This is a genomic window from Hydrogenophaga sp. ZJX-1, from assembly GCF_048590325.1.
Taxonomy (GTDB): Bacteria; Pseudomonadota; Gammaproteobacteria; order Burkholderiales; family Burkholderiaceae_C; genus Hydrogenophaga.
Genome location: NZ_JBMBRA010000003.1, coordinates 24,370 through 50,770 on the forward strand (window position 1 = coordinate 24,370; position 26,401 = coordinate 50,770).

Genomic DNA, 26,401 nt, shown 5'->3' on the forward strand with positions numbered 1-26,401 from the left:
GCTTCCTTAGAAATGAGACGAAGACTTCTGGGTGCCACGGATCACCTCCACGGTGTCGGTCGGTTCGGCCGGGGCGCGGGGCGCGGGCGGGCGCGGGGCGGTGCGGCGGACCGGCGGCGCCTTCTTGACGGCGACCACGGCAACCGGTGCACTCACAGGCACTTCATCGCCGAAGAGGTCTTTGCGGGTGATGCCCGCCGTCGCGTTGTCTTGCGTGTCCACCTGGTTGCGCAACATGAGCGACAAGGTGCCCACGTTGCGCGCCAGGTCGATCTTTTCGGCCTGCTCGGGGGTCACTTCCAGCGTGACGGCGTTGACCACGCGGGCCTTGGTTTCCTCCGGGCGCCGGGCTTCCTGGGCCACCGCCAGCACCATGATGCGTTCCAGCACCACCCGCGAAATGGCCGTTTCGCGGTCGTCCTTGATGTTCACCAGCAGATCCACGTGACTGCCCGGCGCCAGAAAGCCGGCCACGCCCACCACCTCGTTGACCTTGACGGTGATGGCGCGGTGCCCCGGCTTGATGATCGAGTCCAGCCCGGCCTTGGTCCCTTCGGGGGCCAGCTTGGGCTCCAGCACCGGCTCGCCCTTGTAGATGCTGGTGCGCACCACCCGGCCTTCGAGCTTTGCTGGATCGTTGAACGAACCTTCCGGCTGGGCGCCGGCCGGCCAGGCAACGGGCTGCAGCATCTGGGCGGTGATCGCCTGACCGAGATCAAGATCGCTCGTGGCCACCAGCACGGTGGACCGTTCGCCCGACGCCTGCTGCCCCATCCAGCGGGCCGCCAGGATCACGGCGGCCACACCGGCCAGCACCGACAGGGTCAACATCACGAAAGCGCGTTTGCTTTGCATTTCATTCTCCTGAATTCTTCGGGGGGATGCCGGCCGCTTCGTGGCGCTCCTCGCGGCCGAAATAGGTGTTCCACGCCCACTCCAGCCGTTCGGTTGTCATGCGGGCGGGCTGGTCCAGGTAGCGGCCGTGGTCGGCGATCTTGCTGATCACATCAAACGGAATGCACGGGTAATAAGGCTGCCCGTCGCGTGGGTGCAGCGTGTGGATGAGGTAGTCCACCCCGGCCGCTTCCTCGGGCACGCCGGTGCGCTCGCAGGCCTGTGCGACCACGCTGCGGTAACGGTCGGCGTCGAGCGCGTCGATCCGGATCTTGTAGCCCAGGCGGCGGGCAAAGGCCGGGTCCACCAGGTCGGCGGGCGGCCAGTTGCTGGAAAAAATCACCCGCACATCAAACGGCACGGCGAACCGGGTGCCGGTGTTGAGCGTCAGGTAGTCCACATGGCGGTCCAGCGGAACGATCCAGCGGTTCATGAGCTCGCTCGGGCTCACACGCTGGCGCCCCAGGTCGTCGATCACAAAAATGCCGTTGTTGGCCTTCAACTGCGGCGATGCCGTGTGCAGGCGGGCATGGGGGTCGTATTCCAGGTCCAGCGTGTCCAGCGTGAGTTCGCCACCGGTGATCACCACCGGCCGCTCGCAGCGCACCCAGCGGCCATCGGCCGACAGGTCTCGGGCGAGCGCGCGATCGGGCACCGGCGCCAGGGTCACCCGCTTGTGCACGATCGGGTCAAACACCTGCACCACCTCGCCATCGACATACAAGGCGTGTGGCACCCAGATGTGGCCATCCAGCGTGTGCACCAGGTGCTCGGCCAGGTAGGTCTTGCCGGTGCCGCTGTCGCCGTGCAGGTAGATGGCCTTGCCCGAGTTCATCGCGCTGCCCAGCGTGGGCAGCAGCTCGGGCACCAGGACCATGTCCTTGAGCACCTGCTGCAGGCGCTCGGCGCGCACCGGCGCCTGGTGCTGGGCCTGGTCCCGAACTTGGGCCACGTAGTCGGCCAGCGGCACCGGCGCCGGCCCCACGTAATGGCACTTGTCAAACGCCAGGCGCGCCATGCGGTGGCCGGCATCGGTGAGCGCAAAGCTGATGTCGCCCTCCAGCGTGCCGCGCCGCGGCACCTCCAGCAGGGCCAGGCTGCGCATCTGGGTGAGCAGGTGGTCCACCACCGGCACCGGCAGGCCCAGCTGCTGGGCCACAGCAAAGAGCTTGAGCTCGCCCTTGCGCGCGAAATGGCGCAAGGCCAGGTCGGTCACAAACGACGCGGGCAGGCCCTCGATATCCACCGCATCGCCCAGGGGATCGGTCACGGCGGTCTTGAGCAGCGGGGAGGCGACGGGGAGTGAAAGCTCTTGCATGGTGGGCTTTCAGAAGTTCAGGATCGGGTCGTGGCCGCTGAACAGCCAGGCGGCATAGGCCGCAACGCCGAGCGCGATGGCCACCGCGTAGGGCATGCGCCAGGCGGTCTGGGTGCTGGCATCAAAAGAACCGGCCGAGCCCGGCAACATCTGGCCCAGAGCGGCCAGCGTGTTCCGCATCACCAGGCGGCTGTTGCGCACCATGGCCATGCGGACCAGCGCCAGCACACCACCTACCAGCAGCACACACAAGGCGAGGTTCACGCTGGCGGCGGGGCCGGCGAAGGCGCCCACGGCGGCAAAGAGCTTCACGTCGCCGGCACCCAGGACGTGCAGGGCATGGAAGGGCAGGAAGACCAACAGCGCCACCAGCGCGCCCAGCAGACCGGCGCCCAGACCGAGGGCACCGGGATACATGGCAAACAGGCCGTCGTTCTGGCGGAAGGGTTGCGGACCGAAGGCGTTCAACAGCAGGCCGGTCAGCAGGGCCACCAGCACCAGCGCGTTCGGGACGCGGCGATGCCGTGCATCGGAGAGTGCGGCCAGCGCGAGGCACGACGCCAGCAGGCCGAGGCCCAGTACCTGCCAGACGCGAGGATCCATGTCGATGGTCATCCCTCACTCCCAGTTCGGGTTTTGCGCCTGGCGCAAAACCGGTGATGGTCGTCTCTATCGCTCTCTCGGCAACCTTCCAGGGGTTGGACCGATCATTGTTCTCATTCGGGCGCACAGCCGTTGCCGACTGCACTGCTCCCGGCCTGCACGCAGGCCTGCCCGGTTCATGGAGGCGAAATCACGGCGAGCACCCGCGCCACCCACGCATCCCAACCCGCGCCATTGGCACCTCCCAGCGCGGTCATGCCCACGATGGCCACCAAGGCGATCAGCGCGGCGAGCAGGCCATATTCGATGGCGCTCACGCCTTTCTGCAGGTGGCGATATCCGCAGGTTGGTTTTGACATGGTTGGGACCCTTGATGTCCTTTTTCCGGATCAGCGGGAAAAATGCATCGTTGGCTGCGAGTGGACCGACCGCCCGCCCTTTTTGAGGGCTCTCGGTCGGCCACAACCAGCACCGGTTAGCCGCCGCAGATGGCTCCGGCCGGTGGCGTTGCCAGGCAGCCAGCGATATCGTTAAAGAGCGTATTGAGGTTGGTACCCACCAAGCCAGCGCCGACGATGATCACCACCGCAATCAGCGCCGCAATCAGGCCGTACTCAATCGCGGTCACACCCTCTTCGTCACGCAGGAACCGACGGGTCGCATTCAGGAACTTGTTCATGATCAGACTCCTAACTTGAGGTTGAAACATCGGCCCCATGAGCGACCGATGACTGCATGAGCTCCCTGGCGGGCCATGAAACCGATTACCTAGGCGCTCGGTATCAGACACTTCCTGTAACTCACGATTACATGATGAACATTACGTATCAAAATGCAATCGCCAGAAATAGGTACCGTTACAAGTTGGAGAGTTCCACCCCCTGGATTGTTAATTTTTCGTGACATTTTTCACAAAAAATACCACCAAACTAGGGGAAAACACCGACTACCGGGTTTTTTTGTAACAAAATCCGGTTCCTACATATGTATTGAGGCAACTCAATATTTACCTAAGACGATGGTTTATTGGCGCTCAGGCGCGCAACTGGGATTTGAGCGCGGAACCAATTTCCGGCCGCTCGACGAACGGATCGGGCGGATTGGTGCCGGCCACAATGGCGTCAAAACGCGACTGCGCATTGCCCAGCGCCTTGGGGTGGCTGTAGATGTAGAACTGGTCGTGGCGCATGGCGTGGAACACCATCTCGGCCACCGCCGCAGCGGTCACCTTGCCCGAACTCACCGCCTTGTCCGTCATCGCCTGGCCGATCAGCTGGCTCTGCGTGGGCTGTTCATCGGCGAGTCCGGCCGGCTTGTTGCGGTGGCTCTGGCTGATGCCGGTGGCCACGAAGTACGGGCACAACACGCTGGCGCTCACCTGGTCGTTCACCAGCTTCAGGTCCTGGTAGAGCGTTTCGGTGAGGCTCACCACGGCGTGTTTGCTCACGTTGTAGATGCCCATGTTGGGCGGCGTGAGCAGGCCGGCCATGCTCGCGGTGTTGACGATGTGGCCCTGGTACGCGGGGTCGGCTTTGGCGGCGGCGAGCATCAGCGGCGTGAACAGGCGCACGCCGTGGATCACGCCCCACACGTTCACGCCCAGCACCCATTCCCAGTCTTTCACCGAGTTTTCCCACACCAGCCCACCCGAGCCCACGCCCGCGTTGTTGAACACGAAATGCGGTGCGCCGAAGCGATGCACCACGTCGGCGGCCAGCGCCTCCATCTGCTCGGCGCTGGACACGTCCACGCGCTTGGCCAGCACGGCAGCACCCGCCGCCGTCATTTCCGCGGCGGCCTTGTCCAGCGCGTCCTGCTGCACGTCCACCAGCACGAGGTTCATGCCAAGCTTGGCGCCGATGCGCGCGCATTCGAGCCCGAAGCCCGAGCCGGCGCCCGTCAGTACTGCGGTCTTGCCTTTGAATTCTGAAATCATGCTTTTGTCTCCTGGTGTTTTGGGGTTTCAGCGGCGGAGCATTTCCAGATGGGGAATGCCGTCTTCGATGTAGGGCTTGTCGTCGGACACGAAGCCGTGTGCGTTGTAGAAGCGTTCCAGATGCGCCTGTGCGCCGATGCGGATGGGCTGCACGCCCCACAGGCTGTGCAACATGCGGATGGACTCGGCCATCAGTGCGTGGCCCATGCCGCTGCCGCGCGTGCTGGGTGCGGTGACCACCCGGCCGATGCTGGCTTCGGGGTATTTGAGGCCGGCGGGGACGAGCCGTGTGTACGCGAGCAGTTGCGGTTGACCATCCGGGCCGCTGGTTTCGCCGCCGGGCCGCCCCAAGGCGAAATGCGCCCCCTCGGGGGGCAACGAACCGCGCGCAGCGGAGAGTGTGGGGGCAACAGTCTCGCCCAACAGATGCATGCAGCCGGCATCGGCGCCGTCCAGGTCCTGGAACGCGCAGGCCTGCTCGACCACGAACACCGCGCTGCGCAGCTGGAGCAGTGCGTACAGCGTGCGCGGCAGCAGCGCGTCAAACGGCAGGCAGCGCCACGTCACCGGGGTCGGATCAGTCCGGCTCAAGCGCGCACTTCCCGCAAGACAAAGCCGATGCGCGGGAAATGCACATGCAACCGGCCGGCGCGCTCGTCTGTGCGCTCCAGCGTGTAGTGGGTGCGCGAGGCCGCGCGCAGGATGCCCTCGGTCGGCTCCTGGCCGAAGCTCTCGGCCGCCACCGTGACACGGCTGCCCAGCGCGATGCCGTGTTCGTCCTGAAAGGCTTCGTCGTGCAACGGGGCCGGCTCGGCCGCCGCCGCGATGGCGATGGCCTCAGGGGACGAGAGCTTGGCCAGGTGGCCGTGACCCATCGCAGCCATGCGGTCCATCCATGCCAGCACATCGGGCGTCGCGTCCAGGATGCCGGCCATGCTCGGGTTGATCACGCGGGTGAACCACAGCGGATGGTAGGCCGCGAAGTCGGCCACGCAGGATGCCGAGCCCAGCAGGAACGGCCGCTCGTGCAGCATGTTGGCCAGACGGCGCAGGTAGCTGCGGTAGGCGGCGGTGGCGTCGCCCGGGCGCAGGCTGGTCATGCCCGCGCGCATGGCGCCGCGGTCGGCCGCAAAGGCCTGGCCCACTTCGGGTGGCTGGTTGGCAAACAGGGCGGCGGCACCCTTGGGGCTGAGGGTGTAGGCCATCGCCGCCCAGAACAGCGTGCTGTCGGCCCACTGGGCCAGCACGCGGGCGATGCCCTTGTTGTGCTCGGGGTAAAGCGTGGGGGCGGGTTGGCGGTGTTCGAGCACATCGCAGATCAGCGCGGTGTCGCAGTAGATGTCGGCACCGATCTGCAGGAATGGCGTGCGCCGGTAACCACCGGTGAGCGCCAGCACGTCGGGCTTGGGCATCACGCTGGGAATCAGCACGCTCTTCCAGTCCAGCTGCTTGTGGCCCAGGATCAGCCGCACCTTTTCCGAAAAGGGCGACATGGGGTAGTGGTGCAGGATCAGGTCGGCCATTGGTCTCTCCAGAGTTCAGCGGGGTTGGGCCCGGGCAATGATGGCATCGAAATCGGTGCCCGCGCCCAGCGAGCCGAAGCTGTGGCCCCAGTGGCCAGCGAGCCGCGAGTCGCAGAAGGCGCCGAACACGGCAGCCGGCGCGGTCTGCGCGAGCAAGGCGGCCTGCACGGTCAGCGCGACGTCCTGGGCCAGGCGCCGCGCTTCCATCTCGGTGGCCATCTGTTCGACGCGGATGGGCAGGCTCGCGGCCAGGTGGTCCAGCGCCGGGTGCATGCCTTGGGCGGGTGCGAGTTCGTGCGCCAGCGCGGCGGCGGCATCGGCCTTGCGCAGGGCGCGCAGCAGGTCCAGCGCCATGATGTTGCCCGCGCCTTCCCAGATGCTGTTGACCGGCATCTCGCGGTAGATGCGCGCCATGATGCCCTCGCCGCCCTCCTCCACATAGCCGTTGCCACCCAGGCATTCCATGGCTTCTTCGGCGAAATGGCTGCCGCGCTTGCAAATCCAGAACTTGGCCACGGGCGTGAGCAGGCGCTGCATCGCGCGTTCGTGTTCATCCTCCGGGCGGTCGAAGCTGCGCGCCAGCCGCAGTGCCAACGCCGTGGACGCTTCGGACTCCAGCGCCAGATCGGCCAGCACGTTTTTCATCAGCGGCTGGTCGATCAGCTTCTTGCCGAACGCCATGCGCTGGCTCGTGTGGTTCAGCGCAAGGGACAGCGCCTGGCGCATGAGCCCGCTGGTGCCGAGCGCGCAGTCCAGCCGCGTCATCGTGCCCATGGCCAGGATCTGCGGCACGCCGCGGCCCTCTTCGCCCACCAGCCAGGCAGTGGCGCCCGCGAACTCCACCTCCGAGCTCGCGTTGGCCTTGTTGCCCAGCTTGTCCTTCAGGCGCTGGATGAAGAGCTGGTTCAGCGTTCCATCGGGCAGCACGCGCGGCAGGAACAGGCAACTCAAACCGCTGGGTGTCTGCGCCAGGATCAGGAAGGCATCGCACATGGGCGCCGAAAAAAACCACTTGTGGCCGGTGACGCTGAAGCGCTGGCCCCACTGATCGCTGCCAGCGGGCACCGCCTGCGTCGTGTTGGCGCGCACGTCCGAGCCACCCTGCTTCTCCGTCATGCCCATGCCCATGGTCACGCCGGTCTTGTCTTTCCAGAGCTTCAGCGCCGGGTCGTAGGCGCGGCTGGTGAGCTGCGGCGCCCAGTCGGCGTAGATGGCGGGGTTGTCGCGCAGCGCGGGCGTGACCGCGTAGGTCATGGAGATGGGGCACAGCGTGGACGGCTCCAGCTCGGTGAAGAGCATGAAAGCGGCCGCTCTGTTCACATGAGCCGTTCCCGAGGCCTGTTCAGCGTCGGAAAACGGTGTGCCGTGCAGACCGGCCCCCGTGGCCGCCGTCATCAGCGCGTGGTAGCTGGGGTGGAACTCCACCTGGTCGATGCGGTGGCCAAAGCGGCTGTGGCTTTTGAGCTGCGGCGTGAACACGTTGGCCAGCCGCGCGTGGGTCTGCATGTCGGCGCTGCCCAGCGCATCGCCCAACGCATGCAGGTGTGCCGTGTCCAGCGCGGGCGCGTTGAACTTCAGTGCCGCACCGAGCGCCTGATTGCAAGCAAACAGGTTGTAGTCAACCAGCGGCTCCACCTGATTGAACACGTCATGGGTAGCGCTCATGAAAACTCCTCAAACAGAAGCGGTGTCTTCAACCGAGGCCGCCGCGGAACCGGCTTTGCCGGGCGGCCAGCGGCGCCCCTTGAGGGGGTCGCGCGCAGCGCGGCGGGGGTGGTTACAGCTTCACCAGTTGCTTGCCAAAATTCTTGCCCTTGAGCAGACCCAGGAAAGCCTCGGGCGCGTTCTCGAGGCCTTGCGCAATCGTCTCGCGCGGACGCAGCTTGCCGGTGGCGACCAGCGTGCCCAACTCCGTCAGCGCCTCGGGCCAGACTTCCATGTGTTCGCTGACGATGAAGCCTTCGATCTTGAGGCGGTTCACCAGGATCAGCGCCGGGTTGGTCAACGGCAGCGGCGCGCCGTCGTAGCCGGCGATCATCCCGCAGACGGCGATGCGGCCGAAGGCGTTCATGCGCAGCAGCACGGCGTCGAGGATCATGCCGCCGACGTTCTCGAAATAGCCGTCGATGCCGTTCGGGCAGGCTTCCTTGAGCGCCTTCGCCAGCGAGTACATGTCCTTGTGTTGCTTGTAGTCGATGCAGGCGTCAAAGCCCAGCTCTTCGATCGCGTATCTGCATTTGTCGGGTCCGCCCGCAATGCCGACCGCGCGGCAACCGCGCGCCTTGGCCAGCGCGCCGTAGGCACTGCCGACCGCGCCCGTGGCGGCGCTGATGACCACCGTATCACCGGCCTTGGGGTTGATGATCTTCACCAGCCCGTACCAGGCGGTCACGCCCGGCATGCCGACCGCGCCGAGGTAGTAGGACAGCGGCACGTGCGTGGTGTCCACCTTGCGCAGCGCGCCCGGCTGGTTCGCATCGACCACGCTGTATTGCTGCCAGCCGCCCATGCCGACAACCTGGTCGCCGGCCTTGAACTTGGGGTGCTTCGACTCCACCACTTCGCCCACGGTGCCGCCGATCATGACCTCGCCCAGCGGCTGAGACGCGGCGTAGCTCTTGCTGTCGTTCATGCGGCCGCGCATGTACGGGTCCAGGCTCAGGTAATGGTGTTTCACGAGCACCTGGCCGTCGGACAGGGCGGGCGTCTCGGTGGTCACGAGCTTGAAGTTGCCGACGGTGGCTTCGCCTTGCGGGCGGTTGTCGAGCAGGATCTGTTGGTTGCTGGGCATGGGGAATGTCTCCGGGGTGGTGTTCAGGCAAGAGGGCGACGCAGCGTGGGCAGGCCGACGCCGGCGGCATCAAAGCCGCCGTCGACCGCCAGCACCTGGCCGTTGATGTAGCTCGCTTCCGGGCTGCACAGGAAGCCGACCGCGTTGGCGATCTCTTCCATTTGCCCATAGCGCGCGAGCGGAATGGTGTCGTGGTAATCGGCGCGGATGGCGGGTGTGTGCACCTTCTTCGCCATCTCGGTCTCGACCGGGCCGGGCGCGATCGCGTTGACACGGATGCCGGCGTTGCCGTACTCCACGGCCTGCTGGCGGGTCAGGTGGATCAGCGCGGCCTTGGAGGTGCCGTAGGCCACGCGCAGCGTGCTGGCGCGCAGGCCCGAGATGGACGCGATGTTGACCACCGCGCCACCGCCGTTCTTCAACATCAGCGGTGCGCAGGCCTGCACGCACAGGAAGGGTCCATCGAGGTTGGTCGCCATGACCCAGCGCCATTCGTCAAAGCTGGTGTCACCGATCGGCTTGAAGGTGGCGACGCCCGCGTTGTTGACCAGCGCGTCGAGCCGCCCGAAATCCGATTCGATGCGCTGCACGGCGGCGGTCACCTGCGCCGGGTCGGACACGTCGCCGTGGATCACCAGCAGGTGGTCCGCGCGCGCACCCAGTTCCTGGCGCAGCGTGGCTTCGGTGGCGGTCAGTGTCGGCGCGTCGTTGTCGATCACGGCGACGCGGTAGCCCTGGTGAAAGAACCAGCGGGCGATGGCCAGGCCGATGCCGCGGGCGGCCCCGGTGACGAAGGCGACAGGAGGGTGCGAGGAAGTCATCAGTCGGTCTTCAGGGTGTTCAATGCGTTGGTGGACTTGCCCACCGGCAGGCGCGGCACGAACTTGAAGGTGCCGGTGGCGTGGGCGCAGAGCTTGCCCTCGGCATCGAAGATGCTGCCTTCGGTGAAGGCCATGGTGGCGGTGCGGTGCAGCAGCTTGCCTTTGGCCAGCAGCGCCCCCTTGGCCGCGCGCATGAAGCTGGTCTTCATCTCGATGGTGACGCAGCCCATGGCCGGCTCCACCGAGCGCGCCGCGTGCGCCATCACCACGTCGAGCAGGGTCATGCTGGCGCCGCCGTGCACCACGTTGAAGGAGTTTTCATGCTCGGGCCTGGGCGCGAAAGCGATCTCCGCCTCACCGCCTTCGAATTTCTGCAGTTCGAAGCCGAGCAGTTCGACAAAAGGAATGTGAACCGAGAACTCCACTCAACCTCCTGTGATGACCGATACGCCACCATCCACCGCCAGCCACTGGCCCGTGATGTGTTTGCCCGCGTCCGACGCGTAGAGCACGGTCAGGCCCTTGAGGTCTTCGTCGTCGCCCAGGCGGCGCAGGGGGGCGTGTGAAGCCAGCTTCTCTTCACCCATGGCCTTGAGCGTGCCCTGCGTCATCTTGCTCGGGAAGAAGCCCGGGCAGATGGCGTTGACACGGATGCCATGTTCGCCCCATTCGGCGGCGAGCGCACGGGTGAAGTTGATCACCGCGCCCTTGGAGGTGTTGTAGGCAATGGTCTTCATGCCCGAGGGGTTGCCGCCCAGGCCGGCGATGCTGGCGGTGTTGATGATGCTGCCGGTGCGGCGTGGAATCATGCTCGCCTTGGCGATCAGCTGGCTCAGCAGGAAGTAGCTGCGCACATTGAGGTTCATCACCTTGTCCCAGGCTTCGAGCGGGTGGTCTTCGGCGGGGGCGCCCCAGGCCGCGCCCGCGTTGTTGACGAGGATGTCCACCTCGCCCACGCGCTGGAGGGTTTCGCTGGTGAGGCGGCGGATGTCTTCTTCGAGCGAACAGTCGGCGGCGATCCAGCGCGCGTCGATGCCCGCGGCCTGCAGCTCGGCCGTGGCCTCTTCCAGGTCGGTGGCCTTGCGCGAGCTGAGCACCACGCGGGCGCCGGCCTCGCCGAGCGCATGGGCCATCTGCAGGCCCAGGCCGCGTGAGCCGCCGGTGACGAGCGCCGTCTTGCCTTTGAGATCGAAGAGCTGCTGGATGTTTCGGGTCATGTGTTGTCTCCTGTGGATGGTTGTTCAGAAAGCGGCTTCGGGCAAGCTGGCGCAGGTCTGGTCGCGCGCGCTCACCACCTGCAGCCAGGCGCCGATTTTCGGCAGTTCGTAGTGGAAAAAATAACGCATGGCACCCAGGCGCCCGGTGCGCGCAGGCGATTCAGCCGAGGCCTGTGCCGCCAGCGCCACATCGAGCCAGATCCAGGCCAGCACCGTGTGGCCAAAGGCCTGCAGGTAGGGCACGGCGTTGGCCAGCGCGTCACCCGGGTCGCCGGTGGCCCAGGCGGCTTTCGTCGCTGCGCCCACCTGCGCCAGCGCCTGACCCAGCGCGTTGGCGTGCGCCGCGAGTTCGGGCACCTGGATCGCGCGTTCGATGGTGGCATTGATGCGGCCGGCCAGCAGCTGCAGGCCCTTGCCGTTTTCCATCAGCACCTTGCGACCCAGCAGGTCCATGCCCTGGATGCCGTGTGTGCCTTCATGGATCATGTTGAGGCGGTTGTCGCGCCAGTACTGCTCGACCGGAAAATCGCGCGTGTAGCCGTAGCCGCCATGCACCTGGATCGCCAGCGAGTTGGCTTCGAGGCACCACTCGCTGGGCCAGCTCTTGGCGATGGGGGTCAGCACTTCGAGCAACAGGCGCGCATCATCGGCGGCCTCAGGCGCTCCGGTGTGCTGCTCGTCCACCAGTCGCGCGCAATACAACTCCAGCGCCAGCGCGCCTTCGCAATAGCTCTTCTGCGCCAGCAGCATGCGTTTCACATCGGCGTGTTCGATGATGCGCACCTGGGGTGCGGCGGCATCTTTTCCGCCCGTTGAAACAGGCCGTCCTTGCGGCCGGTTCTTCGCGTAGTCCAGCGACGCGTGGTAGCCCGCCATGCCCAGCATGGTGGCGGCCATGCCGACACCGATGCGGGCCTCGTTCATCATGTGGAACATGCACTGCAGGCCCCGGCCCGGCTGCCCAACGAGGTAGCCCACCGCGCCGGCTTCACCCCGCACCGGGTACTTGCCCTCGCCAAAATTCAGCAAGGTGTTGGTCGTGCCGCGCCAGCCACATTTGTGGTTGAGGCCGGCCAGCGCCACGTCGTTGCGTTCACCGGTCAGCTGGCCTTCGGTGTCCACCAGTTTCTTGGGCACGATGAAGAGCGAGATGCCTTTGACACCCGGGACCAGCTTGCCGTGTTCATCGGGAATCTTGGCCAGCACGAGATGGATGATGTTCTCGGTCAGCTCGTGTTCGCCGGCCGAAATCCACATCTTGTTGCCCTTGAGGCGGTAGCGCGGGCCGAGCGGGTCGCTTTCAAAATGATCGCCGTCCGGCAGCGCCCGCGTCATCACGTCACTGAGCGAAGAACCGGCCTGCGGTTCGCTCAAACACATCGTTCCCGAGAAGCGGCCATTGAACTCGTTGAGCGCGAACACGCGCTTCTGCGCGTCGGTGCCGTGTTTCATCAGCAGGTTGGCGTTGCCCGTGGTGAGCATGCCGCTGCCGATGCTCACCGAGGCCATGGCGAAGAAGGCGTTGGCCGAAGCCTCCACCGTGTAGGGCAACTGCATGCCACCCACGTCGTAGTCCTGCGCGGCGCTGAGCATGCCGCTCCCGGCATAGGCCTTCTGCGCGTCGTGCGTGGCCTGCGGCAGGATCACCTTTTCACCATCGAACTGCGGCTCCTGCGTGTCCACGAGGCGGTTGAAGGGTGCGTACTTCTCGCGTGCGATGCGCTCGCAGGTGTCGAGCACGGCGTCAAAGGTTTCGCGGCTGTGGTCGGCAAAACGTTCGCGCAACTGCAGCGACGCCACACCGAGCCACTGGTGGAGCAAAAAATCAAGGGTGGGACGCAGACTCATGGAACTCCTCAACCAGGGAGCGCCAACTGTAATGCGCTCAGGCGCGCAGACTTGACCCCTGCATGACAGCGCGCGGCGTTTTCAGGGTTTCCACGGGGAGCTCGCCGAAGCGGCGCTGGTACTGCGCCGCGAAGTGACCCATGTGCAGGAAACCGTGCTCGGCGGCCACCTGCGTCACCGCCACGCCGGCCGGCGCCTGACTGGCGGCCCGGCGCAGCACCTCGCGCACCTTGTCCAGGCGCAGGTTGCGCCAATAGACCATGGGCGACTCGCCGGTGTGGGCGACGAAGGCCTGCTGCAGGCTGCGCGCGTTCACGTGCAAGTGACCGCACAGGTCGGCGAGCGTCAATGGCCGTTTCACGTTGGCCTGCATGAAGTCCTGCGCCCGTCGCACGGCGCGGGGCAGCAGCGGTCGGCGAGCGTCCCCGCACAAGGCCTCGCTGTAGTTGTGGGGCGCCTGCAGCAGCAACACGTTGAGCAGGTAGGCCTCGGCCTGCTGAGCCAGGGCGGAACCGGCGAACCCGCCGTCGCCTTCCAGGGTGTCCGCCAGGTAGCGCACGAAACCGGCCAGTGGCGCCAGCGCCGGCGTGTCCATGGCCAGACCCAGCCCGAACACCAGCGGCCGGTGCACGGCCGTTTGCGCCAGCTGCTCCACCTGCCGCACCACGGCGCCTTGCGAAATGCGCAGGATCAGGTGCGGGCTGTCGTCGGCCCAACGCATCTTCAGGTATTCGCTGGGGGACGGCAGGGAGGCCATGCCCTGTCCGGCCGTGACGTGCTGCCCGCCGCAATGCACCTCGGCACTGCCGCGCAAGGGCAGTTGCAGCAAGTAGAAGCTGCCGAGCGGCCCCGGTTCGATGTCGACCGCCGGGCCGTACTGCACGTAGTTGAGGCTGACGTCCTGAAACACCGGCGCGCTGTGGTGGCGCGCATCGAGCACCACGATGGGTCCACAGGGCTGGAGCACATGGGGACAAAACACGCGCGCCACCGCCTCGCGCGCCTGATCCACATCCCGTGTGTGAAACAGCGCATGACTGGCCAGCGGATAGCGGTAGGGCGACAACATGGCGCAGAAGCTAGCAAAACACGCGCCGGTCTGCTACGGGACTTTCCCGCGTCGATGCGCCATGAAAGGGCATGCCCTCGAATTTCTCGTTTTTGGGACAGTGGCTGCGCAAACGGGATGCCGCCAGAGCCTGGCGGTTTCTACATTGGCCCCAGCCGCCATACGCGGCGTGATTCCCAAAACAGGAGACCCCATGTCCAAAGCCACTTTTCTCGGTCTGTCCGGCAAAACCGCCATCGTCACCGGCGGCGCCACCCTCATCGGCGCCGCCGTGGTGCGGGCCCTGCACGCCCAGGGTGTTCGCGTCACGCTGGCCGACATCGACACCGCCGGCGGACAGGCCGTGGCCGATGGCTGCGGTGACGGCGTGTGGTTCCGAGCCACCGACATCACCGACGACGCCCAGGTGCGTGCCTGCGCTGACGAGACCGCGGCGCGCTTCGGCAGCGTCGACTTCCTTGTCAACCTGGCCTGCTCGTACGTGGACGACGGGCTGCAGTCGGGCCGTGCCGACTGGCACAAGGCCCTGGACGTGAACGTGGTCAGCGCGGTGATGATGCTCAAGGCGGTGCACCCGCACATGCAGCGGGCCGGACGCGGCGCGGTGGTCAACTTCACCAGCATCTCTTCCGGCGTGGCGCAAACCGGCCGCTGGCTCTACCCGGTCAGCAAGGCCGCGCTCGTGCAGCTGACGCGCAACATGGCCATGGACCTGGCGCCCGACCACATCCGGGTCAACAGCGTGTCGCCCGGCTGGACCTGGTCGGCCATCATGAACCAGCTCACCCACGGCGACCGCGCCAAGACCGATCGCGTGGCCGCCCCCTTCCACCTGTTGAAGCGCGTCGGCGACCCCGACGAAGTGGCCCAGGTGGTGCTGTTCCTGTGTTCGGACCACGCCAGCTTCGTCACCGGCGCCGACTACGCCGTCGACGGCGGTTATTCGGCCATGGGACCGGAGTCCTTTGAGCCGGCCATCCCGAAGCTGATGGACTGAGCCACCCCCCGCTTTCCCCACACCACAAGGAGACACCACCATGCGCAAGATCATGATCGTCGGCGCCGGCCAGGCCGGGCTGCAACTGGGTATCAGCCTGCTCCAGCGCGGCTACCGCGTCAGCATCACCAGCAACCGCACACCCGAGGACCTGCGCACCGGCAAGGTGCTGTCCAGCCAGTGCATGTTCCACGACAGCCTGCAGCTCGAACGCGACCGCGGGCTCAACTTCTGGGAACAAGACTGCCCACCGGTCGAAGGCATTTCCTTCACCGTGCCCCACCCCGAGCTGCCCGGCGAAAAGGCCATGAGCTGGGGCCACCGCCTGGATCACAAGGCGCAGTCGGTCGACCAGCGCGTGAAGGTGCCCGGCTGGATGGCCGAGTTCAGCCGCCTGGGCGGCGAGCTGCTGATGCACGAAGCCGGCATGGACGATCTGGAGCGCTGGACGCAGGACCACGACCTGGTGATCGTGGCCGCCGGCAAGGGCGCGATCGCCCAGATGTTCCAGCGCGACGCCAGCCGCAGCCCCTACGACAAGCCGCAGCGCGCCCTGGCGCTGACCTATGTGCACGGCATGGCGCCCCGCCCCGAATACTCGGCGGTCAACTTCAACCTCATCCCCGGCGTGGGCGAGTACTTCGTGTTCCCCGCGCTGACGGTCAGTGGTCCCTGCGAGATCATGGTGTTCGAGGGCGTGCCCGGCGGCCCCATGGACTGCTGGGCCGATGTGGCCACACCGGCCCAGCACCTGGCCCGGTCAAAAGAAATCCTGGGCAAGTTCCTGCCCTGGGAGGCGGCCCGCTGCACCCAGGTGGAGCTGACCGATGCCAACGGCATCCTGGCCGGACGCTTCGCCCCCACGGTGCGCAAGCCGGTGGGCCAGTTGCCCAGCGGACGCGTGGTGATGGGCATGGCCGACGCGGTGATGCTCAACGACCCCATCACCGGCCAGGGCTCCAACAACGCGGCCAAGTTTGCGAATGCGGTGGAACGTGCGATCGTGGCGCACGGTGACAAGCCCTTTGATGAAGCCTTCATGCAGCAGACCTTCGAGGATTTCTGGGCAAGCTATGGCCACTTCGCCACCGACTGGACCAACGCCTTGCTGTCGCCGCCACCGCCCCATGTGCTCAAGGTGCTGGGCGCGGCCTGTGGCGAACCCCGGGTGGCCCGGCGCATCGCCAACGGCTTCAACAACCCGACCGACTTCGTGAACTTCTTCATGACGCCGGACAAGGTCGACGCCTACCTTGACGCGGTGCCGGCATGAGCGCCGCCCGGCCGTTCCGAAGGCGCTCAGCCCCGCAGTGCGCAGCACGGAGGGTAGTCCAGTGACCGCCGCCGAACTGGGCACCCTGCCCCCCCTGCAGGCCCTGCGCCACAGCGCCAGCCTGCCGCTGTCCGACTTCCGCCTGGCCATGCGCCGCCTGACCGGCGCCGTGACCCTGGTGGCCACCCACGATGGCCAGACCCTGGCCGGCCTGACCGCCACCGCCGTCACGTCCTTCTCGGCCGAACCGGCGCGGCTGCTGGCCTGCGTCAACCTCAAGGGCTCGACCTTCCGAGCCATTGCCGAGAGCCGGCGCATGAGCGTGAACCTGCTGGCCTACCGCCACCTCGACCTGGCACAGCAGTTCGGCGGTGCGCCCACCCCGCAGTCGCAGCGCTTCGAGCCCGGCCGCTGGGGCACGCTGGCCACCGGCGCGCCGGTGCTGCTGGACGCCCTGGCCGTGTTCGACTGCGTCGTCGACGAAATGATGGTGGCCCACAGCCACGCCGCCATGATCGGCGAGATCAAGGCGGTGCTGCTGAGCCCCCGCAACGAGGCGCCGCTGCTGTACTCGGACGGCCAATACACCACCCTCGCAGACCTTGGAGAAACCGCATGACACCCACCGCCCCAAACATCCGCATCCCGGCCAGCGACGGCAGCGGATCTTTCGACGCCTACCTCGCCCTGCCACCTTCGGGCCACGGCCCCGGCATCGTGCTCGCGCAGGAGATTTTTGGCGTCAACGCCACCATGCGCGCCGTGGCCGACCACTACGCCGAAGAAGGTTATGTGGTGCTGGTGCCCGACCTGTTCTGGCGCCAGCAGCCCGGCATTCAGCTGGGCTACACCGAGGCCGATTTCCAGCGCGCCTTCGGTCTGTACCAGGGCTTCGACGAAACCCTGGGCGTGGCCGACATCCAGGCCTGCCTGAACGCGCTGCGCCAGCGCCCCGAGTGCACGGGCCAGGCCGGTGTGCTGGGCTTCTGCCTGGGCGGCAAGCTGGCCTACCTGGCGGCCTGCCACACCGATGCCGATGTCGCCGTGGGCTACTACGGCGTGGGCATTGAAAAGGCGCTGGACGACGCCCAGGGTCTGCGCGGCCATCTGGTGCTGCACATCGCCGAAAACGACGCCTTCTGCCCGCCCGAGGCGCGCGCCGCCATCCTGGCTGCGCTGTCTGGCCGCGAGCAGACCGAGTTGTACGTGTACCCCGGTGTGGACCATGCGTTTGCCCGGCAGGGCGGCGACCACTTCCACAAGCCCTCCGCGCTGATGGCGCACCAGCGCAGCGTGGCCGCCTTCAAGGCCGCCATGGGCCCCCACCCCGACTTCTCGGCCCTGTGGGACAAACACTGCGAACACGAGTTCGCCACCCGCGACGTGGCAGCCACCATGGCCACCATGGTGGCCGAGCCGTATGTGAACCACATTCCCACCATGACCGGCGGCGTGGGCCACACCATGCTCTCGCGCTTCTACCAGCACCACTTCGTCAACAGCAACCCGCCCGACACCACGCTGGTGCCGATCTCGCGCACCATCGGCGCGACCCAGATCGTCGACGAGCTGCTGTTCTGCTTCACCCACACCTGCGAGATCGACTGGATGCTGCCCGGCATCGCGCCCACCGGCAAACGCGTCGAAATCCCCCTGGTGGCCATCGTCAAGTTCCGGGGTGACAAGCTCTACCACGAGCACATCTACTGGGACCAGGCCAGCGTGCTGGTGCAGATCGGCAAACTCGACCCGACCGGTCTGCCGGTGGCCGGCATCGAAACCGCGCGCAAGCTGCTGGACGAACACCTGCCGTCCAACACCTTGATGGCGAGCTGGGCCCGGTCGGCGCCCTGACGAACGCCTCCGCGCCGGCGTCGGGGTTCCCGGTGCTTATTGCGGCTCGATCTTCGCGTCCTTGATGGCCTTGGCCCACTTGGCGGTCTCGGTCACGCTGCGCTTGGCGAGGTCGGCGGGGGTGCCGGGTTCGACCGCGAAACCGATGCCAGCGAAACGGTCCTGGATCTCCTTGCTGTTGGCCGCTTCGTTGACCGCCTTGTTGAGCTTGGCCACGATGTCGGGCGGCGTTCCCGCGGGCGCGAACACGGCGAAGTAGGCGATCAGTTCGTAGTCCTTCAGGCCCAGGGCTTCGTTCACCGTGGGCAGCTCGGGCACGGCGGGCGATCGTTTCGCCGACGTCACCGCCAGGCCGCGCACCTTGCCCGCTTTCACCTGCGGCAGCATCACCGCGAAGTCGGCGCTGAACATCTGCACCACGCCGCCGATCAGGTCGGTCATGGCGGCCGGGCCGCTCTTGTAGGGCACGTTGGAGAGCTGGATGCCGGCCATGCCGGCCATCATCTCGGTGGACACGAGCTGCGAGGTGCTGGCACTGGCGAAGTTGATGCTGCCCGGCTTGGCCTTGGCCATGTCCACCAGCTCCTTCAGCGTCTTGGCTGGTACGTCGTTGTTGACCGCCATGATCAGCGGCACCGAGCCCATGTAGGCCACGGGTGCGAAGGCGGTGTCCTGGTCGTAGGGCAGCTTCTTCATCAGGCTCTTGAGCGCGGCGTTGGTGCTGTTGGTGCCGATCAGGATGGTGTAACCGTCGGGTGCGGCCTTGGCCACCGCGTCGGCCCCCAGCAGGCCACTGGCGCCGGGCTTGTTGTCGACCACGATGGTCTGCCCCAGCGACTCCTGCATCTTCAGTGCGAAGGCCCGGCCGATGGTGTCGGTGGCACTGCCGGCGGCAAAAGGCACGACCGCCTTGATCGGCCGGTCGGGGTAGGCCTGGGCCAGGGCGGTGGATGAACACACCAGCGCGGCGGCGGTGGTGGCGAGCAATCGGAACACAGAACGCATCAGAGTCTCCTTTGGTTGGTATAAGAAAGGCGGGGTCAGTGTAGGGCTCAGAGCGGCAGATCCAGCACGGCGGCACTCAGGGTTTTACCGTGGGCGTCGAGGGCCAGCGAACGCGTGACGCCACCGCCCAGGGCGTCGAACATCACGAAATGCACCGCCGCGAGATCGGGCAAGGTGTAGCGTTGCACCGGGCCATGCACCACGCCTGCAAAGTGGGCCTGCACACGCTCGGCGCTGAGCAGGCGCTCCATCTCCGGGTAGTCCTTCGGATCCAGCGCGATCACGCTGAGCGTGGCGCGGTTGCCCTTGTCGCCCGAGCGTGCCAGCGCGATGTCGCGCAGCGTGCGGTGGGGGGATGTTGCCCCCACGCTTGTCACTTCATGTGCTGCGCTGCCCCCCGAGGGGGCACGAGCTTGCCTGGGGCGGCCCGGCGCTGCGCTCATGTTCATTGCGTCCACTCCAGAATGTCGCAGCGGGCACAAACCGCCGAACGCGGCACCAGGGCCGAGGCCGCGGCGATCACCTCGCGCACCGACTGCGTCACACCGCCACCACCCGCCGGTCCGTTGAGGTACAGCGCTTCCACTTCCTGGCCCACGGCTTCGGCCTGCGCGCGGTTGGTGCAGCGCACCGCCAGGCGCACGCGCACCTCGTAGGGCTCGCGGTCCGCGCCCAGCTGAGGGCCGTGCATCGCGTTCACGCCGATCAGCTCGGCGCGGTGTTCCAGACCAGCGAGACCGTGGGACAGCGTGGCGTCCTGCAGCCGGTGGCGCAGGATGGACAACGCCAGTTCCCCACGTGCACGAGCGCCCGGTCCGGCGTAGGAAATCTGCCCCTCGCCAATGAAGCCGTCGCGGTAGCCCAGCGTGGCCTTCAGCTGCTCGGGGCGCGGATGGCCACTGGCGCCCTGCGCCTGCACCCGGTCGGATTCAAGCTGCGTGAAATGGACTTTTGAAAAGTCGCCCACCACATCGGCCTGCAGGTAGTGCGCCGGGTCTTCCACTTCGTAAAGCAGTTGCGCGGTGCAGCTGAGCCGGTCCACGCGCCCGCCGGTGCCCGGCAGCTTGGTGATGACCGCGCTGCCATCGGCCGACACCTCGGCCAGCGGAAAGCCCACGCGGTGCAGATCGGGCACGTCCACGTGGCCCGGATCGGCCAGATAACCACCACTGACCTGGGCCGCGCATTCGAGCAGATGCCCCACCAGCAGGCCCTGACCCAGGTGGTGCCAGTCGTCCGCGGACCAGCCGAAGTGGGCCATGAGCGGCGCCACGAACAGCGACGGGTCGGCGACACGGCCGGTGATGATCACGTTCACGTCGGCCTGCAGCGCGGGCAACAAGGCGTCGGCGCCGAGGTAGGCGTTGGCCGAGATCAGGCGCCCGTCCAGCGAACGCACGGTGTCGGGCGAATCCATCAGCGGCACGTCGTTCGCCTGCATCCAGGGCAGCACGTCGTCACCCGTCACCACCGCCACGCGCAGGCGCGGCAGGCCCAGTTCGCGCGCCACGTCCAGCACCGCCTGCCCGGCCGCCATCGGGTTGGCGGCGCCCATGTTGGTGATGATGGTCACGCCGTTGCGCACACAGGCCGGCAGCACCGCGCGCATGCGCGCCTGGAGCATCGGGTCGTAGCCGGCTTGCGGATCGTGGGCGCGGCGCAGCTGGGCCAGCGCGATGGTGCGTTCGGCCAGGCACTCGAACACCAGGGCATCGAGCTCGCCACGTTCGGCCAGGTCCAGCGCGGGGTCGATGCGGTCACCGGCGTAGCCGGCACCGGAGCCGATGCGGTAAGGATTCATCGGGGCAGTATGGTTCGAAGCGCGCACGGTGGACATGGGGTGAACCCCGGCACCGGCACCCGTTCAGATTGGCGATGCCGGCAGCGCGGCAATCGTGCCCTGCGCCACCGCGCAGAGTTTTTCTTCTCCGTCTTTCACCACGAACACGTCGCAGCGGCAGACCGCTTGCGACTTGCCGGTGTGCACGGCTTCGGCGCGCGCGATCAGGCGCTCGCCGATGGCCGGCCGCAGGTAGTTGATCTTGAACTCGGAGGTGACCACTGGCACGCGCAGCGCCGTGCCACCCGCGTAGGTGAGCGCGTTGTCGGCCGCGTAGCTGAGCACGCCGCCGTGCACAAAACCGTGCTGCTGCTTGACCGCTTCCGTGATCGGAACATGCAGTTCGCAGCGCCCCGGCGAGAGCGCCACCAGCTCGGCCCCGATGAGCTGGGAGAAGGGCTGCGAGGCCAGGACCTCGCGACCCATCGCCAGGAACACCTCGGGGCTGACGGTGACGTCGCTCACCGGAAGTCCTTACAAGACTTCGAAGATGCCTGCCGCACCCATGCCGCCGCCGATGCACATGGTCACGCAGACGCGCTTGGCGCCGCGGCGCTTGCCTTCGATCAGCGCGTGGCCGGTCAGGCGCTGGCCCGACACGCCGTAGGGGTGGCCCACGGCGATGGCGCCGCCGTTCACGTTGAGCTTGTCGTGTGGAATGCCCAGCTTGTCGCGGCAGTAGAGCACCTGCACGGCGAAGGCTTCGTTCAGCTCCCACAGGTCGATGTCGCCGATTTTCAGACCCAGGCGCGCGAGCACCTTGGGAATGGCGAACACCGGGCCGATGCCCATTTCGTCGGGCTCACAACCCGCGACGGCAAAACCCAGGAAACGGCCGAGCGGCTGCAGGCCCTTCTTCTCGGCGAGGGCTTCGTCCATCACCACGCAGGCACCGGCGCCGTCGGAAAACTGGCTGGCGTTGCCGGCCGAGACCAGGCCGCCCGGCAGCGCAGAGCGCAGGCCATGGATGCCTTCGAACGTGGTACCGGCGCGGATGCCTTCGTCGTTCTCGACCGTGACCTGTTTGGTCATCAGGCCCATGACCTTGTCGGCCACGCCGGCGGTCACGGTGATGGGGGCGATCTCGGCCTTGAACAGCCCCGCTTCCAGCGCGGCCGTGGCTTTCTGCTGGCTCGCGGCGCCGTACTCGTCCATGGCATCACGACCGATGCCGTAGCGCTTGGCCACCTGCTCTGCGGTCTGCAGCATGTTCCAGTAGATCTCGGGCTTCTGCTTCTGCAAGGCCAGGTCCACCAGCATGTGCTGGTTCATCTCCTGCTGCACACAGGAGATGCTCTCCACGCCACCGGCCACGTAGACCGAGCCTTCGCCGGCGATGATGCGTTGCGCGGCCAGCGCGATGGTCTGCAGGCCGGATGAACAGAAGCGGTTGACGGTCATGCCCGACACCGTGATGGGCAGGCCGGCCTTGAGCGCGATCTGGCGCGCGATGTTGGCGCCGGTCGCGCCCTCGGGGTTGGCGCAGCCCATGATCACGTCTTCGACTTCGGCGGCGTCGATGCCGGCGCGCTGCACGGCGTGCTGCACCGCGTGGCCGCCGAGCGTGGCGCCATGGGTCATGTTGAAGGCGCCCTTCCAGCTCTTGGCCAGGGGCGTGCGGGCGGTGGAGACGATGACGGCGTTGGTCATGATGTATTCCTCAATTCAATGTTCGTGCGGTCATCAGAAAGTCTTGCCTTCGGCGGCGAGTTTCCCGAGCAAAGGCGCAGGCTCCCAGAACTTCGCATCGTCCAGCGGGTTCTTCGCGAAGCGCTTCATGGCCTGGACCACGTTGAACAGACCCACTTCGTTGGCGTAGTTCAGCGGGCCGCCGCGGTAGACAGGGAAGCCGTAGCCGAAGATGTAGACCACGTCGATGTCGCTCGCCTTGTTGGCGATGCCCTCTTCGAGGATGTGCGCGGCTTCGTTGACCAGCGAGAACACCAGGCGCTGCACGATCTCTTCGTCGGAGATCTTGCGCGGCGTGATGCCGGCGGCGGCGCGGTGGTCCTCGATCATCTTCACCACTTCGGCGTTCGGGATCGCGTCGCGCTTGCCGGGCACATAGTCGTACCAGCCGGCGCCGGTCTTCTGGCCGAAGCGGCCCTTCTCGCACAGCAGGTCGGCGGTCTTGCTGTACTTCATGTCGGGCTTTTCGGTGTAGCGGCGCTTGCGGATCGCCCAGCCGATGTCGTTGCCGGCCAGATCGCCCATGCGGAACGGACCCATGGCGAAGCCGAACTTCTCGATCGCCTTGTCCACCTGCGCGGGGGTGCAGCCCTCGTCCAGCAGGAAGCCGCCCTGGCGGCCGTACTGCTCGATCATGCGGTTGCCGATGAAGCCGTCGCACACGCCAGACACCACAGCCGTCTTCTTGATCTTCTTGGCCACCGCCATCACCGTGGCCAACACGTCCTTGGCGGTCGCGTCACCGCGCACCACTTCCAGCAGCTTCATCACGTTGGCGGGGCTGAAGAAGTGCATGCCCACCACGTCCTGCGGGCGCTTCGTGAAGTTGGCGATCTTGTTGACGTCCAGCGTCGAGGTGTTGGACGCCAGGATGGCACCCGGCTTCATCACGCGGTCGAGTTCCTTGAACACCGCTTCCTTGACGCCAATCTCTTCGAACACGGCCTCGATCACCAGATCGGCCGCACCCAGATCGTCGTAGCTCAGCGTGGTGCTCAGCAGGGCCATGCGCTGCTCGTACTTGTCCTGCTTGAGCTTGCCCTTCTTGACCTGGGCTTCGTAGTTCTTGCGGATGGTGGCGATGCCGCGGTCGAGCGCCTCCTGCTTCATCTCCAGCATCTTCACCGGGATGCCGGCGTTGAGGAAGTTCATGGAGATGCCACCGCCCATGGTGCCGGCGCCGATCACGGCGACCGACTCGATGCTGCGCTTGGGCGTGTCTTCCGGCACGTCGGGGATCTTGCTCGCCGCCCGTTCGGCCACGAACAGGTGGCGCAGCGAACGGCACTCGGGCGTCCACATCAGGTTGATGAAGATCTCGCGCTCGAAGGCCATGCCGTCGGCAAACTTTTTCTGGGTCGCGGCTTCCACCGCGTCCACGCACTTGGCGGGCGCCGGGAAATTCTTGGCCATGCCCTTGACCATGTTGCGCGCGAACTGGAAGTAGGCCTCGCCATTGGGGTGTTTGCAGGGCAGGTTGCGCACCAGCGGGAAGGCCGAACCGTCGGCGTGTTTCGCGGCCATCTCGCGGGCCAAGGCCAGCGCCTCTTCGGCCAGCGACTCGGGCGATGCGGACAGCTTGTCAAACAGCTTCTGGCCAGGCACCTGAGCGAGCATCTCGCTCTTCACCGGCTCGCCGCTGACGATCATGTTCAGCGCCACTTCGACGCCCAGCACGCGCGGCAGGCGCTGCGTACCACCGGCGCCGGGAATCAGGCCCAGCTTCACTTCGGGCAGCGCCACGTTGCAGCCCGGTGCGGCGATGCGGTAGTGCGCACCCAGCGCCAGCTCCAGGCCGCCGCCCATGGCCACGCTGTGCAAGGCCGCGATCACCGGCTTGGTGGTGTTCTCGACGCGGATGATCACCGACAGCAGGTTGGGCTCCTGGATCGCCTTGGGCGAACCGAACTCGCGGATGTCGGCACCGCCCGAAAACGCCTTGCCGGCGCCGGTCAGCACGACGGCCTTGACCGCCGCATCGTTCTCGGCTTTCTCCAGCCCGTCGACGATGGCCTGGCGGGTGGACAAGCCCAGACCGTTCACCGGCGGGTTGTTCAACGTGATGACGGCCACATCGCCGTGGACCTGGTACTCAGCGGTCATGGAATCTCCTCTGTGTGGATCGGGAAAGGATGCACGTCCGAAAAAACGAACGGTCGTGCGATTCTAGGGAATTTGTGCGGTGCGGCAAGAGCCACCTGTCGCAAGAGGGTCAGACCTCAAGCCACTCTTTTCTGGTGTACGGATCGGCTCTGAGACTTTCGGGCGTGCCGTGGAACACGATGCTGCCGTGGCCCATGACCAGCGCGCGGTCCGAGATCGCCATGGCGATGGTGAGCTTCTGCTCGATCAGCAGCACCGACACACCGCGGGCCTTGAGCTTCTGCAGGTATTCGCCCACCAGCTCCACGATCTTGGGCGCCAGGCCCTCGGTGGGCTCGTCGATGATGATCAGGTCGGGGTCGCCCATGAGCGTGCGGCACAGCGTGAGCATCTGCTGCTCGCCGCCCGAGAGCACGCCCGCTTCGGTGTGCTCCCGCTCCTTCAGCCGCGGGAACATCGCGTACATGTCGTTGAAGCTCCAGCGCACGTCCTTCCCCTTGCCTTTCTGGCCGAGCAGCAGGTTCTGGTGCACGGTGAGCTTGGGGAAGATGTCGCGGTTTTCCGGCACGTAGCCCAGCCCCAGGTGGGCAATCTCGAAGGGCTTCTTGCCCTGGATGGACCGCCCCTTCCACTCGATGGCGCCTTCGCAATCGACCAGGCCCATGATGGCCTTGGCGGTGGTGGAACGGCCCGAGCCGTTGCGCCCGAGCAGCGCCACGATCTCGCCCTGTCCGACACCGAAGGAGACGCCGTGCAGCACATGGCTCTTGCCGTAGTAGGCGTGGAGGTTTTCGATTTTCAGCATAGAGCGGTCCTCCTCAGTGTCCGACCGAAGCGGCCTGCTCGTCGGCCAGAACCGAACCGAGATACGCCTCCTGCACCTTCGGATTCGCGCGCACCGCCTCCGGCGAGTCAAAAGCGATCACCTCACCGTAGACCACCACCGCGATCTTGTCGGCCAGGCCGAAGACCACGCCCATGTCGTGCTCCACGGTCAGCAGGGTCTTGCCCACGGTCACTTCGCGGATCAGGTCGATGAAGCGGCTGGTTTCGCTCTTGCTCATGCCGGCCGTGGGTTCGTCGAGCAGGATCACGTTGGCGCCGCCGGCGATGGTGATGCCGATCTCCAGCGCGCGCTGCTCGGCGTAGGTCAGGTTCATGGCCAGGGTGTCGGCCTTCTTGTCGAGCCGGATCATGCGCATCAGCTCTTCGGCGCGCTCATTGGCGTCGTCCATCCCGGCCAGGAAGCGGAACAGCGTGTAGCGGTAGCCCAGACTCCAGAGCACGCCGCAGCGCAGGTTTTCGAAAACGCTGAGCTTGGGGAAGATGTTGGTGATCTGGAAGCTGCGCGAAAGGCCCAGGCGGTTGATCTCGAACGGCTTCTTGCCGTCGATGCGCGTGCCGTTGAGCAACACCTCGCCGCTGCTGGGTTCGAAACGACCCGAGATCAGGTTGAACAGCGTGGACTTGCCGGCGCCGTTGGGGCCGATGATGGCCACGCGCTCGCCGGGGCGCACCGCGAGGTCCACCCCGCGGATGATCTCGGTCTTGCCGAAACGCTTGCGCAGATCGCGCAGCTCCAGTGCATAGCCACCCGCGTGCACGTGGCTCATGGCCTGT

At 66.5% G+C, this 26,401-nt stretch carries 27 protein-coding genes; 4 read left to right on the forward strand and 23 right to left on the reverse strand.

Going from position 1 to position 26,401, the window contains the following annotated elements:
* Window positions 1–6: 6 nt before the first annotated feature.
* The 15 genes from cpaB to ACN5W5_RS09040 form a co-directional block, all read right to left on the reverse strand.
* Window positions 7–855, reverse strand: a complete 849-nt coding sequence (cpaB, locus tag ACN5W5_RS08970) for a Flp pilus assembly protein CpaB (RefSeq protein WP_420048200.1) — start codon at window positions 853–855, stop codon at window positions 7–9.
* A 1-nt stretch (window position 856) separates the two neighbouring features.
* Window positions 857–2,212 carry an ATP-binding protein gene (locus tag ACN5W5_RS08975; RefSeq protein ID WP_420048201.1) on the reverse strand — a complete coding sequence of 452 codons (1,356 nt, stop codon included), beginning with the start codon at window positions 2,210–2,212 and terminating at the stop codon, window positions 857–859.
* Between the two features lie 9 nt (window positions 2,213–2,221).
* Entirely contained in the window at window positions 2,222–2,827 is a 606-nt protein-coding gene (locus ACN5W5_RS08980) for a prepilin peptidase (RefSeq protein ID WP_420048202.1), read from the reverse strand.
* 164 nt (window positions 2,828–2,991) lie between these two features.
* Window positions 2,992–3,132 (reverse strand): Flp family type IVb pilin, encoded by a 141-nt coding sequence (locus ACN5W5_RS08985; protein WP_420048203.1) that lies wholly within the window; start codon window positions 3,130–3,132, stop codon window positions 2,992–2,994.
* A gap of 158 nt (window positions 3,133–3,290) precedes the next feature.
* Window positions 3,291–3,494, reverse strand: coding sequence for a Flp family type IVb pilin (locus ACN5W5_RS08990; protein WP_420048204.1), 204 nt, complete (start codon window positions 3,492–3,494; stop codon window positions 3,291–3,293).
* A gap of 354 nt (window positions 3,495–3,848) precedes the next feature.
* The gene (locus ACN5W5_RS08995; protein ID WP_420048205.1) at window positions 3,849–4,751 is read right to left on the reverse strand and encodes an SDR family oxidoreductase; all 903 of its coding nucleotides are present in this window, start codon (window positions 4,749–4,751) and stop codon (window positions 3,849–3,851) included.
* A gap of 27 nt (window positions 4,752–4,778) precedes the next feature.
* Entirely contained in the window at window positions 4,779–5,342 is a 564-nt protein-coding gene (locus ACN5W5_RS09000; RefSeq protein WP_420048206.1) for a GNAT family N-acetyltransferase, read from the reverse strand.
* A complete protein-coding gene (locus tag ACN5W5_RS09005; protein WP_420048207.1) occupies window positions 5,339–6,274 on the reverse strand; it encodes a glutathione S-transferase family protein in 936 nt (311 codons plus the stop codon). The genes ACN5W5_RS09000 and ACN5W5_RS09005 overlap by 4 nt, the downstream gene beginning before the upstream one ends.
* A gap of 15 nt (window positions 6,275–6,289) precedes the next feature.
* The gene (locus tag ACN5W5_RS09010; RefSeq protein ID WP_420048208.1) at window positions 6,290–7,939 is read right to left on the reverse strand and encodes an isovaleryl-CoA dehydrogenase; all 1,650 of its coding nucleotides are present in this window, start codon (window positions 7,937–7,939) and stop codon (window positions 6,290–6,292) included.
* Between the two features lie 112 nt (window positions 7,940–8,051).
* Window positions 8,052–9,065 (reverse strand): NADP-dependent oxidoreductase, encoded by a 1,014-nt coding sequence (locus ACN5W5_RS09015; protein ID WP_420048209.1) that lies wholly within the window; start codon window positions 9,063–9,065, stop codon window positions 8,052–8,054.
* Between the two features lie 23 nt (window positions 9,066–9,088).
* Window positions 9,089–9,886, reverse strand: coding sequence for an SDR family NAD(P)-dependent oxidoreductase (locus tag ACN5W5_RS09020; RefSeq protein WP_420048210.1), 798 nt, complete (start codon window positions 9,884–9,886; stop codon window positions 9,089–9,091).
* Window positions 9,886–10,311, reverse strand: a complete 426-nt coding sequence (locus tag ACN5W5_RS09025) for a PaaI family thioesterase (RefSeq protein WP_420048211.1) — start codon at window positions 10,309–10,311, stop codon at window positions 9,886–9,888. Before ACN5W5_RS09025 ends, ACN5W5_RS09020 begins: the two co-directional genes overlap by 1 nt.
* Window positions 10,312–11,103, reverse strand: coding sequence for an SDR family oxidoreductase (locus ACN5W5_RS09030; RefSeq protein ID WP_420048212.1), 792 nt, complete (start codon window positions 11,101–11,103; stop codon window positions 10,312–10,314).
* Window positions 11,104–11,127: 24 nt separating this feature from the next.
* A complete protein-coding gene (locus ACN5W5_RS09035) occupies window positions 11,128–12,951 on the reverse strand; it encodes an acyl-CoA dehydrogenase (RefSeq protein ID WP_420048213.1) in 1,824 nt (607 codons plus the stop codon).
* Between the two features lie 37 nt (window positions 12,952–12,988).
* Window positions 12,989–14,020: a helix-turn-helix domain-containing protein gene (locus ACN5W5_RS09040; RefSeq protein ID WP_420048214.1), complete on the reverse strand. Its 1,032-nt coding sequence runs from the start codon at window positions 14,018–14,020 to the stop codon at window positions 12,989–12,991.
* Between the two features lie 193 nt (window positions 14,021–14,213).
* Here ACN5W5_RS09040 and ACN5W5_RS09045 point away from each other — a divergent pair, with 193 nt between their 5' ends.
* The 4 genes from ACN5W5_RS09045 to ACN5W5_RS09060 all read left to right on the forward strand — a co-directional run bounded on the left by ACN5W5_RS09045 (window position 14,214) and on the right by ACN5W5_RS09060 (window position 18,144).
* A complete protein-coding gene (locus ACN5W5_RS09045; protein WP_420048215.1) occupies window positions 14,214–15,017 on the forward strand; it encodes an SDR family oxidoreductase in 804 nt (267 codons plus the stop codon).
* 40 nt (window positions 15,018–15,057) lie between these two features.
* A complete protein-coding gene (locus ACN5W5_RS09050) occupies window positions 15,058–16,290 on the forward strand; it encodes a styrene monooxygenase/indole monooxygenase family protein (protein WP_420048216.1) in 1,233 nt (410 codons plus the stop codon).
* Window positions 16,291–16,351: 61 nt separating this feature from the next.
* Entirely contained in the window at window positions 16,352–16,909 is a 558-nt protein-coding gene (locus ACN5W5_RS09055; protein ID WP_226463119.1) for a flavin reductase family protein, read from the forward strand.
* A complete protein-coding gene (locus tag ACN5W5_RS09060) occupies window positions 16,906–18,144 on the forward strand; it encodes a dienelactone hydrolase family protein (RefSeq protein ID WP_420048217.1) in 1,239 nt (412 codons plus the stop codon). The genes ACN5W5_RS09055 and ACN5W5_RS09060 overlap by 4 nt, the downstream gene beginning before the upstream one ends.
* A 36-nt stretch (window positions 18,145–18,180) precedes the next feature.
* Here ACN5W5_RS09060 and ACN5W5_RS09065 read toward each other — a convergent pair whose 3' ends face one another.
* The 8 genes from ACN5W5_RS09065 to ACN5W5_RS09100 form a co-directional block, all read right to left on the reverse strand.
* A complete protein-coding gene (locus ACN5W5_RS09065) occupies window positions 18,181–19,149 on the reverse strand; it encodes a Bug family tripartite tricarboxylate transporter substrate binding protein (RefSeq protein WP_420048218.1) in 969 nt (322 codons plus the stop codon).
* Between the two features lie 47 nt (window positions 19,150–19,196).
* The gene (locus tag ACN5W5_RS09070; protein ID WP_420048219.1) at window positions 19,197–19,517 is read right to left on the reverse strand and encodes an AtuA-related protein; all 321 of its coding nucleotides are present in this window, start codon (window positions 19,515–19,517) and stop codon (window positions 19,197–19,199) included.
* A gap of 77 nt (window positions 19,518–19,594) precedes the next feature.
* Entirely contained in the window at window positions 19,595–20,950 is a 1,356-nt protein-coding gene (locus ACN5W5_RS09075) for an acyclic terpene utilization AtuA family protein (protein ID WP_420048220.1), read from the reverse strand.
* A gap of 63 nt (window positions 20,951–21,013) precedes the next feature.
* The gene (locus ACN5W5_RS09080; RefSeq protein ID WP_420048729.1) at window positions 21,014–21,415 is read right to left on the reverse strand and encodes a PaaI family thioesterase; all 402 of its coding nucleotides are present in this window, start codon (window positions 21,413–21,415) and stop codon (window positions 21,014–21,016) included.
* A gap of 48 nt (window positions 21,416–21,463) precedes the next feature.
* Window positions 21,464–22,639, reverse strand: coding sequence for an acetyl-CoA C-acyltransferase (locus ACN5W5_RS09085; RefSeq protein ID WP_420048221.1), 1,176 nt, complete (start codon window positions 22,637–22,639; stop codon window positions 21,464–21,466).
* A 33-nt stretch (window positions 22,640–22,672) separates the two neighbouring features.
* Window positions 22,673–24,781, reverse strand: a complete 2,109-nt coding sequence (locus ACN5W5_RS09090) for a 3-hydroxyacyl-CoA dehydrogenase NAD-binding domain-containing protein (RefSeq protein ID WP_420048222.1) — start codon at window positions 24,779–24,781, stop codon at window positions 22,673–22,675.
* A 109-nt stretch (window positions 24,782–24,890) separates the two neighbouring features.
* Complete coding sequence (locus tag ACN5W5_RS09095; RefSeq protein WP_420048223.1) at window positions 24,891–25,586, reverse strand: ABC transporter ATP-binding protein; 696 nt, start codon at window positions 25,584–25,586, stop codon at window positions 24,891–24,893.
* A gap of 13 nt (window positions 25,587–25,599) precedes the next feature.
* Entirely contained in the window at window positions 25,600–26,394 is a 795-nt protein-coding gene (locus ACN5W5_RS09100; protein ID WP_420048730.1) for an ABC transporter ATP-binding protein, read from the reverse strand.
* Between the last annotated feature and the right edge of the window lie 7 nt (window positions 26,395–26,401).

Bases quoted from the DNA above. Each gene is read 5' to 3' on its own strand.
- ACN5W5_RS09005 (WP_420048207.1), bottom strand. From the start codon at position 6,274: ATGGCCGACCTGATCCTGCACCACTACCCCATGTCGCCCTTTTCGGAA.
- ACN5W5_RS08990 (WP_420048204.1), bottom strand. From the start codon at position 3,494: ATGAACAAGTTCCTGAATGCGACCCGTCGGTTCCTGCGTGACGAAGAG.
- ACN5W5_RS09060 (WP_420048217.1), top strand. From the start codon at position 16,906: ATGACACCCACCGCCCCAAACATCCGCATCCCGGCCAGCGACGGCAGC.
- ACN5W5_RS09045 (WP_420048215.1), top strand. From the start codon at position 14,214: ATGTCCAAAGCCACTTTTCTCGGTCTGTCCGGCAAAACCGCCATCGTC.
- ACN5W5_RS09015 (WP_420048209.1), bottom strand. From the start codon at position 9,065: ATGCCCAGCAACCAACAGATCCTGCTCGACAACCGCCCGCAAGGCGAA.
- ACN5W5_RS09085 (WP_420048221.1), bottom strand. From the start codon at position 22,639: ATGACCAACGCCGTCATCGTCTCCACCGCCCGCACGCCCCTGGCCAAG.
- ACN5W5_RS08980 (WP_420048202.1), bottom strand. From the start codon at position 2,827: ATGACCATCGACATGGATCCTCGCGTCTGGCAGGTACTGGGCCTCGGC.
- ACN5W5_RS09065 (WP_420048218.1), bottom strand. From the start codon at position 19,149: ATGCGTTCTGTGTTCCGATTGCTCGCCACCACCGCCGCCGCGCTGGTG.
- ACN5W5_RS09020 (WP_420048210.1), bottom strand. From the start codon at position 9,886: ATGACTTCCTCGCACCCTCCTGTCGCCTTCGTCACCGGGGCCGCCCGC.
- ACN5W5_RS09090 (WP_420048222.1), bottom strand. From the start codon at position 24,781: ATGACCGCTGAGTACCAGGTCCACGGCGATGTGGCCGTCATCACGTTG.
- ACN5W5_RS09040 (WP_420048214.1), bottom strand. From the start codon at position 14,020: ATGTTGTCGCCCTACCGCTATCCGCTGGCCAGTCATGCGCTGTTTCAC.
- ACN5W5_RS09075 (WP_420048220.1), bottom strand. From the start codon at position 20,950: ATGAATCCTTACCGCATCGGCTCCGGTGCCGGCTACGCCGGTGACCGC.
- cpaB (WP_420048200.1), bottom strand. From the start codon at position 855: ATGCAAAGCAAACGCGCTTTCGTGATGTTGACCCTGTCGGTGCTGGCC.
- ACN5W5_RS08975 (WP_420048201.1), bottom strand. From the start codon at position 2,212: ATGCAAGAGCTTTCACTCCCCGTCGCCTCCCCGCTGCTCAAGACCGCC.
- ACN5W5_RS09095 (WP_420048223.1), bottom strand. From the start codon at position 25,586: ATGCTGAAAATCGAAAACCTCCACGCCTACTACGGCAAGAGCCATGTG.
- ACN5W5_RS09010 (WP_420048208.1), bottom strand. From the start codon at position 7,939: ATGAGCGCTACCCATGACGTGTTCAATCAGGTGGAGCCGCTGGTTGAC.
- ACN5W5_RS09100 (WP_420048730.1), bottom strand. From the start codon at position 26,394: ATGAGCCACGTGCACGCGGGTGGCTATGCACTGGAGCTGCGCGATCTG.
- ACN5W5_RS09080 (WP_420048729.1), bottom strand. From the start codon at position 21,415: ATGGGTCGCGAGGTCCTGGCCTCGCAGCCCTTCTCCCAGCTCATCGGG.
- ACN5W5_RS08995 (WP_420048205.1), bottom strand. From the start codon at position 4,751: ATGATTTCAGAATTCAAAGGCAAGACCGCAGTACTGACGGGCGCCGGC.
- ACN5W5_RS09050 (WP_420048216.1), top strand. From the start codon at position 15,058: ATGCGCAAGATCATGATCGTCGGCGCCGGCCAGGCCGGGCTGCAACTG.
- ACN5W5_RS09035 (WP_420048213.1), bottom strand. From the start codon at position 12,951: ATGAGTCTGCGTCCCACCCTTGATTTTTTGCTCCACCAGTGGCTCGGT.
- ACN5W5_RS09030 (WP_420048212.1), bottom strand. From the start codon at position 11,103: ATGACCCGAAACATCCAGCAGCTCTTCGATCTCAAAGGCAAGACGGCG.